12 protein-coding genes are annotated in these 16474 nt (G+C 33.5%); 6 read left to right on the forward strand and 6 right to left on the reverse strand.

What is annotated here, in order from left to right; translation table 11 throughout:
* Positions 1 to 172: 172 nt before the first annotated feature.
* Entirely contained in the window at positions 173 to 1807 is a 1635-nt protein-coding gene (locus tag ABTV69_RS05795; protein WP_433834700.1) for a S8 family peptidase, read from the forward strand.
* 64 nt (positions 1808 to 1871) lie between these two features.
* Positions 1872 to 3752 carry a M1 family metallopeptidase gene (locus tag ABTV69_RS05800; RefSeq protein WP_433834701.1) on the forward strand — a complete coding sequence of 627 codons (1881 nt, stop codon included), beginning with the start codon at positions 1872 to 1874 and terminating at the stop codon, positions 3750 to 3752.
* An 88-nt stretch (positions 3753 to 3840) separates the two neighbouring features.
* On the opposite strand, the gene ABTV69_RS05805 is transcribed toward ABTV69_RS05800, so the two are convergent.
* Positions 3841 to 5037, reverse strand: a complete 1197-nt coding sequence (locus ABTV69_RS05805) for a DUF418 domain-containing protein (RefSeq protein WP_433834702.1) — start codon at positions 5035 to 5037, stop codon at positions 3841 to 3843.
* A gap of 172 nt (positions 5038 to 5209) precedes the next feature.
* Positions 5210 to 6148 (reverse strand): L-threonine 3-dehydrogenase, encoded by a 939-nt coding sequence (locus ABTV69_RS05810; RefSeq protein WP_433834703.1) that lies wholly within the window; start codon positions 6146 to 6148, stop codon positions 5210 to 5212.
* 311 nt (positions 6149 to 6459) lie between these two features.
* On the opposite strand from ABTV69_RS05810, the gene ABTV69_RS05815 reads away from it, so the two are divergent.
* The 3 genes from ABTV69_RS05815 to ABTV69_RS05825 all read left to right on the forward strand — a co-directional run bounded on the left by ABTV69_RS05815 (position 6460) and on the right by ABTV69_RS05825 (position 11189).
* Positions 6460 to 7086, forward strand: coding sequence for a hypothetical protein (locus ABTV69_RS05815; RefSeq protein ID WP_433834704.1), 627 nt, complete (start codon positions 6460 to 6462; stop codon positions 7084 to 7086).
* Entirely contained in the window at positions 7079 to 10444 is a 3366-nt protein-coding gene (gene mfd / locus ABTV69_RS05820; protein ID WP_433834705.1) for a transcription-repair coupling factor, read from the forward strand. The genes ABTV69_RS05815 and mfd overlap by 8 nt, the downstream gene beginning before the upstream one ends.
* A 190-nt stretch (positions 10445 to 10634) precedes the next feature.
* Entirely contained in the window at positions 10635 to 11189 is a 555-nt protein-coding gene (locus ABTV69_RS05825; protein WP_433834706.1) for a DUF5683 domain-containing protein, read from the forward strand.
* 546 nt (positions 11190 to 11735) lie between these two features.
* Here ABTV69_RS05825 and ABTV69_RS05830 read toward each other — a convergent pair.
* The 4 genes from ABTV69_RS05830 to ABTV69_RS05845 all read right to left on the reverse strand — a co-directional run bounded on the left by ABTV69_RS05830 (position 11736) and on the right by ABTV69_RS05845 (position 15163).
* Positions 11736 to 12392, reverse strand: a complete 657-nt coding sequence (locus tag ABTV69_RS05830; RefSeq protein ID WP_008466087.1) for a hypothetical protein — start codon at positions 12390 to 12392, stop codon at positions 11736 to 11738.
* A gap of 121 nt (positions 12393 to 12513) precedes the next feature.
* Positions 12514 to 12885: a YraN family protein gene (locus ABTV69_RS05835; protein WP_433834707.1), complete on the reverse strand. Its 372-nt coding sequence runs from the start codon at positions 12883 to 12885 to the stop codon at positions 12514 to 12516.
* Between the two features lie 154 nt (positions 12886 to 13039).
* On the reverse strand, positions 13040 to 13939 hold the full coding sequence (locus ABTV69_RS05840) for a S66 peptidase family protein (RefSeq protein ID WP_433834708.1): 900 nt from the start codon (positions 13937 to 13939) through the stop codon (positions 13040 to 13042).
* Positions 13940 to 14086: 147 nt separating this feature from the next.
* Positions 14087 to 15163, reverse strand: coding sequence for a serine hydrolase domain-containing protein (locus ABTV69_RS05845; RefSeq protein ID WP_433834709.1), 1077 nt, complete (start codon positions 15161 to 15163; stop codon positions 14087 to 14089).
* 130 nt (positions 15164 to 15293) lie between these two features.
* Between ABTV69_RS05845 and ABTV69_RS05850 the strand changes: the two genes are divergently transcribed.
* Entirely contained in the window at positions 15294 to 16394 is a 1101-nt protein-coding gene (locus ABTV69_RS05850) for an endonuclease/exonuclease/phosphatase family protein (RefSeq protein ID WP_433834710.1), read from the forward strand.
* Positions 16395 to 16474: the final 80 nt, after the last annotated feature.

Genomic DNA, 16474 nt, shown 5'->3' on the forward strand with positions numbered 1-16474 from the left:
TAAAAGTATATTTAGCGTTTGTTTATAATGATTTGATATTTAAATATTTGAGAATATTATACTTTTAAGTATTTTTCATCAAAATTTCATAACACATTGTTAACGGTTAGTTTTTTGTAACAAAAAAGCATAATTTAGGCCCATCTTTTAACTTTACTTATAATATAGATACATGAGTCATATAAAACCTCTTAAATTATCTGCTTTTGCATTGCTTGTTTTAGCAGGATGTAGCGCTACAGTTCAAGCGCAGGTTTCTACTTCAAAAGAGTTTATTACAGCTCCTACGGCAGTTGTCAAAAAAGCTCCCCTGAGCGAAAATGAATTAAAAAGATGGAGCCATCTTGATTTGATAAAAGATTCAATTCCGGGAATGAGCGTTGACAAAGCTTATGCTGAATTATTGCAAGGTAAAAAAGGGCAGAAAGTAATCGTAGGAATTGTAGATTCTGGTGTCGATATCGAGCACGAAGATTTGCAAGGAATGATTTGGACTAACAAAAAAGAAATTCCAGGAAACGGAATCGATGATGACAAAAACGGATTTATAGATGATGTGCACGGATGGAATTTTCTGGGAGATGCTGTTCACGAAAATCTTGAAATGACTCGTGTAGTTAAAAAAGGAGATGATGGTTCTGCAGAATATAAAACAGCTTTAGCAGAATATACTAAAAAATACGAAGAGGCTCTTCAAGATAAACAGCAAGCAGATTTTTTACTTGATGTTCATAACACAATTAAAAAAGAATTAAATAAGTCAGATTATAAACTTGAAGATTTGAGTAAAATTACTTCAACAGATCCGAAAGTATCTAGAAGTAAAATGATCATGACTCAGATTTTCACTAATGCTGGGCCAACTTTTAATCCAGAATCTGAATTAACAGAATACAGTGAGCAAGTTGAAGATCAGTTAAAATACAATTTAAACAAAGATTTTGACGGAAGAAAAATAGTAGGGGACAACCCAGAAGACATAAAAAACAATCGTTATGGTAATAATATTGTTTTTGGTCCAGACAAGGAAAAAGCCCTTCACGGAACTCACGTTGCCGGTATTATTGCTCAAATTAGAGGAAATAATTTAGGAGGGGATGGAGTTGCTACAAACGTTGAAATCCTAACTGTAAGAGCTGTGCCAGACGGAGACGAGTACGATAAAGATATTGCTTTGGCAATTCGTTATGCTGTAGACAATGGAGCAAAAGTAATTAACGGAAGTTTTGGAAAAAGTTTCTCTCCGCACAAAGAATGGGTTTACGACGCGATCAAATATGCAGAAAAGAAAGACGTTTTAATTGTTCATGCTGCTGGTAACGACGGTTACAATATCGATGAAGCAAAAAACATCAATTATCCGAATGACTCTAAAGACAATGTGAAAGAATTTGCGAGTAATTTAATTACGATTGGCGCAATCAATAAATCATACGGGGAAAATGTTGTAGCTTCATTTTCAAACTTCGGAAAAATAAACGTAGACGTTTTTGCTCCAGGTGAGGAAATCTACGCAACAGTTCCAAACAATAAATACAAATACTTGCAAGGAACATCAATGGCATCTCCAAATGCAGCAGGTGTTGCAGCTTTAATTCGTTCGTACTATCCGAAGTTAAAAGCGGCTCAAGTTAAAAAGATTTTAATGGACTCGGGAGTAGCGCTTCCTTCAACAGTTGTTTTAGGAACAGGCGAAAATCCTGGAGAAAAACCAGCACCTGTTTCTTCTGTAGAATCATCAAAAACTGCTAAGATGGTAAATGCTTACAATGCTTTATTAATGGCAGAAAAAATGTCTAAAAAATAAACAATATTAAACGATTAATCCAATGGAAGAGTTCGCGCTCTTCCATTTTCTATTACATATAAACATGCGAAAAATTATTTTACTTTCTTTCCTGAGCCTAGGTTTTAACTCGGCTTTTGCACAAAGCGCCCCATATTGGCAGCAGCACGCTGACTATAAAATGGAGGTTTCGATGGATGTAAAAAACTATCAGTACAAAGGGAAACAAGAATTGGTTTATACCAATAACTCTTCTGATACTCTTAAAAAAGTATTCTATCATTTGTATCCAAATGCTTTTCAGCCAGGAAGCGAAATGGATGCACGTCTTCACTTTATTAAAGATCCAGACGGAAGAATGGTAAACAAAGTAAAACAAGCAGACGGAAAAGAAGTAAAACAAAGCCGTATTGAGACTTTAAAACCAAACGAAATTGGTTATCTAAAAATTACAAACTTCAAACAAGATGGCGCTGTGGCTCAAACAAGAGTTTCTGGAACGATCTTAGAAGTTACTTTGGCTAAACCAATTTTGCCAAATTCTAAAACGACTTTCACTTTAGATTTTGACGGACAAGTTCCCGTACAGATTCGTCGTTCTGGAAGAAATAATTCTGAGGGAGTTGAACTTTCTATGTCGCAATGGTATCCAAAATTAGCCGAATTTGATTTCGAAGGATGGCACGCAGATCCATATATCGCGAGAGAATTTCACGGAGTTTGGGGTAATTTTGACGTAAAAATCACTATCGATAAAGACTACACAATTGGAGGCTCTGGATATCTTCAAGATAAAAACTCAATTGGACACGGTTACGAAGATGCTGGTGTAACAGTTACGTATCCTAAAAAAGCAAAAACATTGACTTGGCATTTTATCGCGCCAAATGTTCACGATTTCACTTGGGCTGCAGATAAAGAATATACTCATGATATTGTAAAAGGACCAAACGATGTTGATTTGCATTTCTTCTACAAAAACAACGAAAAAACAACGGCAAACTGGAAACAATTAGAGCCGTTAATGGTTAAAGTAATGGAATATTACAACCAAAGAGTTGGAGCTTACCCATACAAACAATATTCATTTATTCAAGGTGGAGACGGAGGAATGGAATATGCGATGTGTACTTTAATGCTAGGAAACGGAACTCTTGAAGGTATTCTAGGAACAGCTACACACGAATTAGGACACTCTTGGTTCCAACATATTTTGGCTTCAAATGAATCAAAACACCCTTGGATGGACGAAGGTTTTACAACCTACATCGAAGACAGTGCTTTGAATGAATTAAAAGGAGACAAAAAAGAAGTGAATCCGTTTGTTGGAAATTACAAAGCGTATTACAGTTTAGTAAATTCTGGTAAAGAACAGCCGCAAACAACCCATGGAGATCGTTATGACGAAAACCGTCCGTATAGTATTTCTTCTTATGTTAAAGGAAGTCTTTTCCTTTCTCAATTAGAATATGTAATCGGGAAAGCCAATGTTGATGCAACTTTGCATAGATATTTTAACGATTTCAAATTCAAACATCCTACGCCAAACGATATTAAAAGATCAGCTGAAAGAGTTTCTGGAGCTGAGCTAGATTGGTATTTAATCGATTGGACGCAAACAACAAATACTATCGATTACGGAATTGCAGCCGTGGCAGATAACGCAGGAAAAACAACAGTTTCTTTAGAAAGAATTGGAAGAATGCCAATGCCAATCGATTTAAAAGTTGATTATACTGACGGAACTTCTGAGACATTCTACATTCCATTAAGAATGATGAATTTCATTAAACCAAATCCAAATCCAAATGAGAAAAGAACAGTTCTGGAAGACTGGGCTTGGGCACAACAAAACTATAGTTTTACAATTGACAAAAACAAAACGTCAATCAAAAAAATCACGATCGATCCAAGCGGATTAATGGCTGATGTAAAACAAACAAACAACGTTTTTGAAGTGAAGTAATTTCATTTTATGATATAAAAAAAAGCCCTTAAATTTAGTTTTAAGGGCTTTTCTTTTAGTATCAATTTTATTCCAAAAAGTTTAAATTTTATACCATTTTGATATCTGCAACAACCTCTGGCTGTGCCTTTTTAAAAGGAACCCATTCTCTGTAACTAGCAGATCTCCATAACCATTCAATTGGGCCATAATTGTATTTTGAAAGCCACCATTTGCTAACAAATAGTTGAATTATAAATACAGAAATAGCAAGGAAGAAATAAAACCAATACGGCATTGAATCTGCAATTCCGAATCCAATTCCAGAGAAAATAATGCCCGCCAATACATTTTGAGTCATATAATTGGTCAATGTCATTTTTCCGCCTGCGCTAAAATAGCTGAAAACCGTTTTTAATTTTCCATTTATATACAGAAGACAAATTCCGGTTGAAATAAAAATCATTGTACTTAAAACCAACCAATAAAGCGGATGGAAGATTTTTAAAAATTCGACTTTGTAGATTATTATGATATTAAATCCTATTCCAATAATTACAGCCAAAGCGAAACTAATTACACAGATGTTTTTTAAGAGGCTTTTTAATTCTCTTAAGCGATTGAAAAAGTTTAGTTTTTGAAGTAAAAATCCAAAAAGCATACAGCCCAACATTACATAATGAGCCGTAATTGCGTAACCAGGAATAATAATTTGCTCGTAGAACGAAGCTAACAAGTTAAATCTAAAAAAGTCAATCCAGTTTCCAGAATGATATAGTTTTAAATATTCGGGATTTGATGCAATCGCAGGATGTTCAATTTTTATCCCGTTTACATAAGCCATTACAAAAGGAATTGTAAGTACAATTACCCCCGAAATAATTGCTAAAGTTTTGGCAGAACATCTGTAAAAAAGCAATAATACAAGTCCTAAAAAGGCATAATCTTTTAAAATGTCGCCCAGCCAAAAAGCAGAATTAATAAAAGCTAAAATGAATAGCAAAAACATTCGCCATGCAAAAAAAGCGACAGGATTTTTTCCTTTAGAGGCGACATTATTAATTAAAATAGCAAATCCGAAGCCAAATAAAAGAGTTAATAATGTCCAAGATTTTGCCGCAAATAAATAGCGGTTAACATAAAGAAGAACTTCAGAGAAAGTACTGTGCTTAATTTCTCGTTCAATTCCAATGTATAGGAAATCCAAATAATTTCCAATTGCTACGCCCAATATGGCCCAGCCCCGAAGTATGTCGACAATTGCAGTTCTTTTGCTCTGCTCGACAGGATGATAAGAATTTGTCATTTGATTGATGATTTTGTTGTGATTTGATTGATGATTTTGGAATAAACTTGATTAATGTTTAACGCAATCAAAAGTAAATAAATTATAGATTCAAAGTTTTTTCTTATAAATAAAATTCATAAAAAAAGCGCGTTATGAAAATAACACGCTTTTAAATCTTACCGTTTTTAGATTATGCCAAATGCTCCAGCATATCTTTTGTCATAGTTTCCAAATCAAATTTATGATTCCATCCCCAGTCTTCTCTGGCAGAAGAATCGTCAATACTTGCTGGCCAGCTGTCCGCAATTTTCTGACGGAAGTCTGGATTATACGTAATCTCAAATTCTGGAATATGTTTTTTAATTTCAGCAGCAATTTCAGTAGGAGTAAAACTCATAGCTGCTAAATTGTATGAAGAATGAATTTTAATTTCTTCAACTGGCGCTTTCATGATATTAATCGTTGCGTCAATGGCATCATCCATGTACATCATCGGCATTTTGGTTTCAGACGATAAAAAGCACTCATATTTTTTATCAGCAATAGCTTTGTAGAAAATATCCACAGCATAATCTGTAGTGCCACCGCCTGGAGGAGTGGACCAACTAATTAAACCTGGGTAACGAATACTGCGAACATCAACACCATAAATATTATGATAGTATTCGCACCATCTTTCTCCCGATTGTTTACTGATTCCGTAAACCGTAGAAGGCTCCATCACGGTATATTGAGGCGTATTTTCTTTTGGAGTTGTGGGTCCAAATACCGCAATACTTGAAGGCCAGAAAATCTTTTGAATCTTTTTGGCTTTAGCTAAATTCAAAACATGAAAAAGTGAATTCATATTCAAATCCCACGCAAAAGCTGGATTTTTTTCAGCAGTTGCCGATAAAAGCGCCGCCATCAAATAAACATCGGTAATTTTATGCACTTCCACTAAATGTTCAATCTGATTAAAATCTAAAGCATTGACCACTTCGAAAGGTCCTGAATTCACAACATCAGTATTTAATTTTCGGATATCAGAAGCAATTACATTTTCTGTTCCATATATTTTGCGCAGCTTTTGAGTCAGCTCCGTTCCAATTTGACCGCAAGCGCCAATGATCAATATTTTAGGATTCATTTTTTCATGGTTTTTAGAGAGACAAATATAACGTTTTCGTAATCAAATGCGTTTTTTTGGAATGGAAATTATCAATTCAATAATTAAAAAGTTTGTTTGTTGGATTATTCACTTTTACAGGGGTGTGTCTTTGTGCCTTTTTATTTTTGGTTTTAAAGTTCATTTTTAAGGAGAACAAAATGAAAAAAAACGTCTTGCTTAGCGTTAGAAAAGGCAAAAAAAATAACCTTGATTTATAGAATCTTTAGCATAAAAACAGAATTCATAATTGTAAATTTACTTCGTAACTTTGCAGACTAACATTTTAATAAATGAAATACAAAATATCTCTTTTTCTGCTTTTGACAACTGTGTTATTTTCTTGCCAAAATGAAAATGAAAAACGCCTTGCAGAGAATGCAAAAGAAGCGAAAAAGAAAGAAGCTATTTTTAACAATATAAATAAAGGCTGGACTTTTCTAGACGAACCTATTAATGAGATTTCAGAATCACAATTGAATTCTTGGACAGAGTGGCGTGAGTTTATGAAAGAAATAGGAGAAAAACCTAGAAAGACAATTGGAGCTTTTCAGAAAAAGTCTACTGCTATTTCTAAGAAAGCGATGGCTTTAAATAATAATATTCCGGCACAATTTAATCAGCCGCAAATCAAAAGCCGTATTTCTATTTTAATTACTAAAATCAAAATGCTGGATTTGTTTATTCATTTAAGTAAAATTCCAGATGATAAAGTCGTGTTTTTGATACAGGAAATTAATAAAGAATTGATTTCCTTGGAAAGACAAATGGATAAAATTGTGGAAAGAGCTAAAATTCCAAAAGAAGAAGGGGAAGCCGATTTTCTTAAAATGTTAGATACAACTCGCGCCATTCCGAGTTCGAGTGCACCTCAGGTTCCACTACAAAATATAGATCAAAACGCACCAAAAGTTGAGTAAAAACGCATTATATACAACATACGATAATCTGCCTAAAGCACAGCAGATTGCATCAAGTTTACGGGAAGGGAATCAGGTGAAAATGAACATCAGCGGATTATTGGGATCTGCTGTTTCATTTATTATCCGTTCTGTTTTCAGAAAGACCGAACTGCCTTTTCTGATTGTTTTAGACAATAAAGAAGAAGCTGCCTATTATTTAAACGATTTAGAACAGATGATTGGTGAGCAGGACGTATTGTTTTATCCTGCATCTTTCCGACGTCCGTACCAAATTGATGAAACCGACAATGCTAATGTTTTGCTTCGTGCTGAGGTTTTAAACAGAATCAATTCTAGAAAAAAACCTGCCGTAATTGTTACGTATCCGGAAGCACTTTTTGAAAAAGTAGTTACCAGAAGGGAATTAGATAAAAACACTTTAAAAGTCGCTTTAAACGATAAAATTTCGATTGATTTTATCAACGAAGTTTTGTTTGAATACGAATTCAAAAGAGTAGATTTCATTACAGAACCAGGAGAATTTTCGGTTCGTGGAGGAATTGTCGATGTTTTCTCTTTTTCAAATGATCATCCGTACCGAATTGAATTTTTCGGAAACGAAGTAGACAGCATCAGAACTTTTGATGTTGAAACACAATTGTCTGTAGAAACACATAAAAAAATCACGATTATTCCGAATGTTGAAAACAAACTTTTTCAGGAAAACCGTGAGAGTTTCTTAGATTATATTGCCGAAAAAACAGTTCTTTTCATTCAAAATACCGAAGGACTTTTTAGTCAGTTGGACAAGCAATTTGCAAGAGCAGAAGAAGCTTTTGAGAAATTGTCTAAAGAAATAAAACACGCGACGCCAGAACAATTGTTTTTAAATCAGGCGTCATTTATAAAAAGATCTTTGGACTTTTCAGTTGTAGAATTGGCCTCAAGACCAGTTTATAAAACCACTAAAAAATTCGAATTTCATATTCAGCCACAGCCCTCTTTCAACAAACAATTTGATTTATTGCTGAATAATTTGAGCGATAATCATTTTAATGGATATGTGAATTATCTGTTTTGTTCGAATGACACGCAGGCAAAACGTTTTCATGATATTTTTGAAAGTTTAGATGAAGCCAATTCAGAGAACATCAGAAAGCAATATCATACCATTGTACTTCCTTTATACCAAGGATTTATTGATGAAGAAAACCAAATAACAGCTTATACCGATCATCAGATTTTTGAGCGTTACCATAAATTCAACATTAAAAATGGCTATTCTAAAAAGCAGAATATCACTTTAAAAGAATTAACCGCGCTTTCTGTAGGCGATTATGTAACGCATATCGATCACGGAATCGGGAAGTTTGGCGGCTTACAGAAAATTCAGGTTGAAGGAAAAACGCAGGAAGCTATAAAATTGGTTTATGCTGATAATGATATTGTGTATGTAAGCATTCACTCGCTTCATAAAATCTCAAAGTACAACGGAAAAGACGGAACGCCTCCGAAAATCTATAAATTAGGATCGAACGCTTGGAAGGTTTTAAAACAAAAAACCAAAGCGCGCGTCAAACATATTGCATTCAACTTGATTCAGCTTTATGCAAAACGTCGTTTAGAAAAAGGTTTTCAGTTTGCGCCGGATAGTTATCTTCAAAACGAATTGGAAAGTTCGTTTATTTATGAAGATACGCCAGACCAAATGAAATCGACGGCAGAAGTAAAAGCCGATATGGAAAGCGATCGTCCAATGGATCGTTTGGTTTGTGGTGACGTTGGTTTCGGTAAAACCGAGGTTGCCATTCGCGCTGCTTTTAAAGCCGTTGACAACAGCAAACAAGTTGCGGTTTTGGTTCCGACAACCATTTTGGCGTATCAGCATTATCGAACTTTTTCGGAACGTTTAAAAGATATGCCGGTTTCAATTGGTTACTTAAACCGATTTAGAACTGCAAAACAAAAGACACAGACTTTAAAAGATTTAGCCGACGGAAAATTGGATATTGTCATTGGAACGCATCAATTGGTAAACAAAAATGTGGTTTTTAAAGATCTTGGTTTGTTGATTGTTGATGAGGAACAAAAATTCGGAGTAAACGTAAAGGATAAACTAAAAACGATTGCTGCAAATGTAGATACGTTGACGTTAACGGCAACGCCTATTCCGAGAACGTTACAGTTTTCGTTAATGGCGGCACGAGATTTATCGGTAATTACTACGCCTCCGCCAAATCGTTATCCGATTGAAACGAATGTGGTTACGTTTAATGAAGAAATTATTCGTGATGCGATTTCGTATGAAATTCAGAGAAACGGACAGGTTTTCTTTATCAATAACCGAATTGAAAATATAAAAGAAGTGGCAGGAATGATTCAGCGTTTGGTTCCAAATGCAAGAGTCGGAATTGGCCACGGACAAATGGACGGCGCAAAACTAGAAGAATTAATGTTAGGTTTCATGAACGGAGATTTTGATGTTTTGGTGGCAACGACAATCATCGAAAGTGGATTAGACGTTCCAAATGCCAACACGATTTTCATCAATAATGCTAATAATTTCGGATTGTCCGATTTGCATCAAATGCGTGGACGAGTAGGACGAAGCAACAAAAAAGCATTCTGTTATTTTATTTGTCCGCCGTATTCCTCAATGACCGAAGATGCGAGAAAACGTATTCAGGCTTTGGAGCAATTCAGCGAATTGGGAAGCGGTTTCAATATTGCGATGAAAGATTTGGAGATTCGTGGAGCAGGGGATTTATTAGGTGGAGAACAAAGCGGTTTCATTAATGAAATTGGTTTTGATACGTACCAAAAAATCATGAATGAGGCAATTGAAGAATTGAAGGAAAACGAATTTAAAGATTTGTATCCTGAAGAAAATGATATTGATACGAAAGAATACGTAAAAGACATTCAAATCGATGCCGATTTCGAATTGTTATTCCCAGATGAATATATCAATAACGTTTCAGAACGTTTGGTTTTATACAATGAATTAGGTGCTATAAAAGACGAGGCTGGTTTACAGGAATTCGAGAAAAAACTAATTGACCGTTTCGGACCATTGCCAAAACCTGCTGTTGCTTTATTAAACAGCATCAGAATTAAATGGATTGCAACGAAAGTCGGAATCGAGAAATTAGTTCTCAAACAAGGAAAAATGATTTGTTATTTCGTATCCGATCAACAATCAGATTATTATCAGTCTTCTAAGTTTAGAAACGTTTTAAATTTCGTTCAAAAGCATAGTAATCTTTGCAAAATGAAAGAGAAACAAACCGTAAACGGATTACGCTTGTTATTGACTTTTGAAAATGTGAAGTCGATTAAACGTGCGCTGGAGTTGATGGAATTGTTTGAGGAGTAAAAAAATAATAGCCACGGATTTCATCAATTGGCACGAATTAAAAATTTCAATATTGTGAATAAATTTGTGCCAATTGATGAAGTTCGTGGCGAAATAAAACTAAAAATTAAGTTTTATTTACCTTTTATTTAAGAAAAACCTTAGAACTAAAAAGTTTTCTTTGAATCAAAATTTTTCAAAGCCAACTTTTATGCAAAATCAATTTCTTGTTCTTTTTTTACTTCTAGGATTAACTTCAATTTTTGCCCAAGAAAAAGGCAAAATCATTTTAAACGATACTTTAAAAGCCGAAACTATTGATCCGCTTCGTCCTGCAAAAGCGGCATTTTATTCTGCTGTTTTACCTGGTTTAGGTCAGATTTACAATAAAAAATATTGGAAACTTCCATTGGTTTATGGTGCGATTGGCACGAGTGCTTATTTTTACATCGACAATCAGAAGAATTACAATGTTTACAGAGACGAATACAAAAACAGACTGGAAGGAAAAAAAAGCGATTCTGAATTTTTAGCCAGATTAAGCGAGAGCCAGTTAATTACAGCTCAAAAAGGCTATCAAAGAAATCGAGATTTATCGGCTCTTTTTATGGTTGGTTTTTACGTTTTAAATATTATCGACGCCAATGTCGATGCTGCTTTATCTCAATTTAATGTAAGCGAAAAACTGGCTTTTAAACCTTCATTAAATAGAAATGAAATCACCTCAGAGAATAATTTTGGATTTGCGATGAATTATACTTTTTAATATCACATTTGTAAAAAAAGAAACAGCATTTTATTTGAAAAGAAAAATCACTCCGAAGAGTGATTTTAATGGCATTATTGTGGTTTTGGTTAGATAATTGTATTGTTACTTTTGAAAAAAAGCATTAGTGCATTTTGTATTCTTGCAATTGGCCTCGTTTCAAAATAATTTAATTCATATTATTTCAGTGGCTGTAAAATCTTTTGTAGCTGACTGATCTTTAGCAAATATATAAAAATATTATTCGCAACAAATTATATATAAAAAAACTTAATTCGGATTTTTTGGTTGTTTTTTAAAGAGAACACATAAAAACTACCGTCAAGTCGCGCTCGCGCTGGTAAGTGTTATTTTGACGCTTTTGCGAAATTAATTTTAAATGCAAATTTCAATTTTGAGAATATTCTTATTTTCTAAATATAAAATTTAGGGAGCTTTTTATAGCCTTTTATATTAGAAAAGAAAAATCCTTTTGTCTTTATAGAAAAGACAAAAGGATTTTGTGTTATAACTCTAATTTGATTTTTTAATTAGCTGTTTTCTAAATTAGTTTTTCAAGTCTTTAATTACTTTGAAAGCTACATCTACCTGGTCTTCTCCAACTAAAATAGTAAACTCATTTGAAGTAGAAATTACCTCGTTGATGATAATTCCTTCCCAAGCCAAGCGTTGGAAAATGAAGTAATAAATACCAGGGACAACAATGTTTTCTTTTGGTAATTTTACTGTGATAGAAGCTAAATTATCTAATTTCTGGATTAATTTCTCTCTCATAAAGTGTTTTTCAACTAAGTGATTTACACTGCTGCTGACAACGATATTGGTTTCGTTTACGCCACGAGATGAGGTATAAAAAATATCAGATAAAGCATTAATGTCAGAGATTAAATCTGCTTGTTTGTTCAAAACAGTTTCAGAAGCTGCAAAAGTGTAATCTGTAAGCTCAGAACGCACTGTGATTTCACCAATATTCTTAATTACTTTATTGATTTTGTGGTTTAATTTAAAATCTAATTCTTCCGTCAGTCGTTTTAAAGACATCACAACAGCGCCTTGTTTTACTTCTTTGCCAAACTCACTTTCTAATTCGGTCATAATATTTCGCGAAAGTGAAGTTAGGTTAATAATTCCGAGAGACAGGGCATTTAATAAAAATGGTTTTGTTTTAATGTAGTTTTCTACAATAGAAGAAACAGTTTTCATAATCTTTTTTTTTTTTTGGTAACAGTTGAGTTGGTTGTTAATTTAACATTGCGATGTTATAATTCTTTGCAAATATAAATAAAAAAACAAATTGTTACAATTATAACAATAAAAATTTATGTTAAAAGTGATAAAAAGCGTCGGTAAGATGTTCAATTGCAAATGATTCCCTGTTTTTATGGATGGCAACGATGTCAAAACGTATTTCTAAATCTTCAGGAAAATCCTTTTCCCTATCGTTTATGTAGGCATTTACTGCTTTAATGAGTAAATTAATTTTTTTTTGTTTCACAAAATCCTGCGGAGAACCAAAATCTAAATTAGAACGAGTCTTTACTTCAACTATTGCCAAAATGGAATCTTTTTGTGCGATAATATCTATTTCTGCTTTCTGAAAAACGTAATTTCTATCTCGAATAGTAAATCCATTTTCTTCTAAATGTGCAACGGCGAGATCTTCGCCTAATTTTCCTAAATCATTATGTTCTGCCATTTTTTTGTTTTGAGTTTAAAGTTTCCCGTTTTTAAGTTTTTTCCATGCAAAGACGCGAAGTTGCAAAGGTTTTAAGTGAGCCTTTGCAACTTCGCGTCTTTGCGAGATTTTATGTGGTATTGTTAGATTTCCTTAAACAAGGAATAGAGTATTGTTATTTTTTAAAAGTAACCGTGCTTCCAGAAGCTGTAACTTCCATAGAAACGGTATTTCCCATAATTAAAGCTCTATTGTCTCTAATATGGCCTGCAGGGAAATTGAAAATTACTGGAATATTGTATTTTTTAGTTACATCATCAATAATTTCCAGAGCATTTTTTCCCCACGGAACTTCATTGTCTTTCATGCTTGTCATGCCGCCAATAATAATTCCTTTTAGATTTTCGATGCATCCGTTGCGTCTTAAATTCATCATCATACGATCAATATGATAGAGGTATTCATCTAAATCTTCAATAAATAAAATTTTGTCTTTACAATCAATTGCAGATGGCGATCCTAGTAAACTATATAAAATAGAAAGATTACCGCCAACTAATTCTCCTGTTGCGCTCCCAAAACGATTCATCGGACTTGGGCTGATGGTATATGAAATTGGTTCGTTAAATAAAGCTGCTTTTAGCGAACTTACAGCGTCTGGAGTTGCTCTAGGAACCGTTACCGGCATAATGCCATGAATAGATTTGTAGCCCATGGTGTTCAAATGATTATGAAGAACCGTTACATCGCTAAAACCAATAATCCATTTTGGATGTTGTTTAAATTTGGTAAAATCCAATAAATCTAACATTCTAACTGTTCCGTATCCGCCACGAACACACCAAATTGCTTTAATATTCGGGTTGTCCATTTGCTTTTGAAAATCGGCAGCTCTTTGCTCATCTGTTCCAGCCAATTGATGATAATCCAATCCGATTGTAGATCCAATCACGGCTTCTAAACCCCAGCTATGCAATAAATCTATAGTTGGTTTTAAATTGTCGTCGATGTTTTTTCTAGCTGTTGCCAAAAGCGCTACAGTATCTCCTTTTTGTAAATAAGGCGGTGTTATCATGTTTTGTTGAGATTGACAGTTGAATGAATGTAAAGCAAAAATAAGAAATGCGAGTTTACAAAAGACAAAACGTCTCTTTATATGGTGAAAGCAGTTTTTAATCATTTTTTTCTTTTGCTTAAAATTATAAAATTAATTTTTAATAATTTAACCTCCGTATTGTTTTTGAAGTTCAGCCAATAGCAACATTAAACCTTTGTCAGCTTCTTCAGCTTGCACATTGGCAAATAGTATAAAAGCTTTATTGATGTCTTTGCAAATATACACTTTGGTTAAAAATGTTCCTGGATTTCCGTAGTGAAAAGAATATTTTAGCCCCGAATTTTCATTTATTTCAGAATACCATCCAAAAGAAAATTCTGGAAAACCCAAATGCATTTTATTAAATTCTTCCTCAGATAATATTTTTGATTTGCCTAACAAACCTTTAAGTTGCATCTGGGTAAATTTGCAAAAATCATGTAAATTGCAATTTACATTTCCTGCCGATGAAAGCCAGTTTAATTTATAATTTACAAATGGTTTTTCTGGCCTCAAATCTTCATCATGTCCCCACGGTTGGTTTATATCAGTAACATTTGGTTGTCCAAAACCAAAGTCAATATTGAGACTTTCGCCTAATTCTTTCACCAAAGTTTCATAGCTTTTTCCACTTGCTTTTTCGAGCATTAAACCTGCGGCAACAAAACTTGGATTAGAACCGTACCACTCTTGTTTATCAGTAGCAATTTGCTTTTGCTTAAAAAACCAAGCTATAAATTCGTAACGTTGTTCTTGATTGTTTCCTTTTATTTCTTTTTGTGTTGGAGTTTCATTTCCATAAGACCAAGTTGGAATTGGCGCCCGAAATGTCAAGAAATCTTGTAAGGTTATATTAAAAATTTCTGGATTGCTGCCTGCTTTTAATTCAGGATATAAATCAAAGAATTTGGTGTCCCATTTTATTTTTCCTTCTTTAACTAAAAGCGTGGCAATATAACTTGTAATGGTTTTTGTGATAGATCCTAAACGAAATTTATCATCGATTTTGGCTTTGTAAGAAGATTTGTAACGTTGAAATCCTAAAGCTTGAATTTCATAAATAGAATCTGAAGAAACCACTGCATAAGCCAATTCTGGAATTTTATATTGTTTTCTAATTTCCTCTGCTCTGGAGCTTTTTTTTTGTCCGTAAAAAGTATTTAAAAAGCTCAAAAAGAAAGCAAAAAAGAGTATTTTTTTCATGTTATAAATAATCAAATTTTTTGAGCAAGTTACAAGACTTTTATTAGAAACAAATATACTATTTTGAAAATTTAATAAAGTAAAAATCTTACAATATTTAATTAGATTTGTATTTTAAAATATCTTTTATATGCCATTACAATTTAGATTTTGTCTGTTATTTCTTTTTGGAATATCAGTTCTTTTTAGTCAGTCCAAAAAGTATAAAATACATACTGTAGCTTTTTACAATTTTGAAAATCTTTACGATACTATAGATGATGCATTTACAAACGATGACGAATGGACACCAAACGGAGCACAGCATTGGACAACAGAGAAATATCAGCAGAAATTAAAAAATTTAGCAAAAGTTATATCTGAAATTGGTACGCCAGAAAATTCAAATGCGCCAATATTAATTGGAGGAGCCGAAATAGAAAACAGGGCAGTCTTAGAAGATTTAATAAAACAACCAAAACTACAGCCATTAGATTTAGGAATTATTCATTTTGATTCGCCAGATAAACGTGGAATCGATGTGGCTTTACTGTATCAGAAAAAGTATTTTAGACCAACTTCTTATTCGAATATTCCTTTAATTATTTATAAAAAAGAAATTGTTAAAAAAGAAGTAGAAGCAGAATTTTTGGACGACGAAATTGAAGTTAAAAAAGAAAATAAAAATCGTGTTTTTACAAGAGATCAGCTTTTGGTTTCAGGATTTTTAGAAGACGAAGAAATACATATTATAGTCAATCACTGGCCGTCGAGATCGGGTGGCGAAAAAGCAACTAGTCTGTTTCGAGAAGCTGCAGGGAAACTGAACAGAAAAATTATAGATTCATTACAGCAAATTAATCCGCAGGCAAAAGTTTTAACAGTGGGAGATTTTAATGACGGACCATTTAATAAAAGCATAAAAGCTGGGTTAGAAGCAAAAGGAGTAAAAGCTGAAGTTCCAGAATTTGGCATTTTTAATCCGTTTGAAGAGCTTGCCAATAAAGGTTTTGGAACTATTGCTTATCGTGATTCTTGGAATATTTTCGACCAGATTATAATGACAGAATCTTTAATAAAATCTGATTTTCTGACTTTCAGTTTTTGGAAAGCTGGTATTTTCAACAGACCCTATCTCATTCAAAATTCTGGACAATACAAAGGTTATCCGTTGCGAAATACTTTGGTAGAAGCTGGTTTTAGCGATCATTTTCCAGTCTATGTTTATTTAATAAAAGAAGTTTCAAGGTAGAGGTGCACCGCAGTGCGTCTAATATCTTGTTTTAAAATGATATTATAGGAATCTAAAGGCACACTGCCGTGCGTCTCTAC

This window comes from Flavobacterium anhuiense (assembly GCF_050990855.1).
GTDB classification, from domain to species: Bacteria; Bacteroidota; Bacteroidia; order Flavobacteriales; family Flavobacteriaceae; genus Flavobacterium; species Flavobacterium anhuiense_C.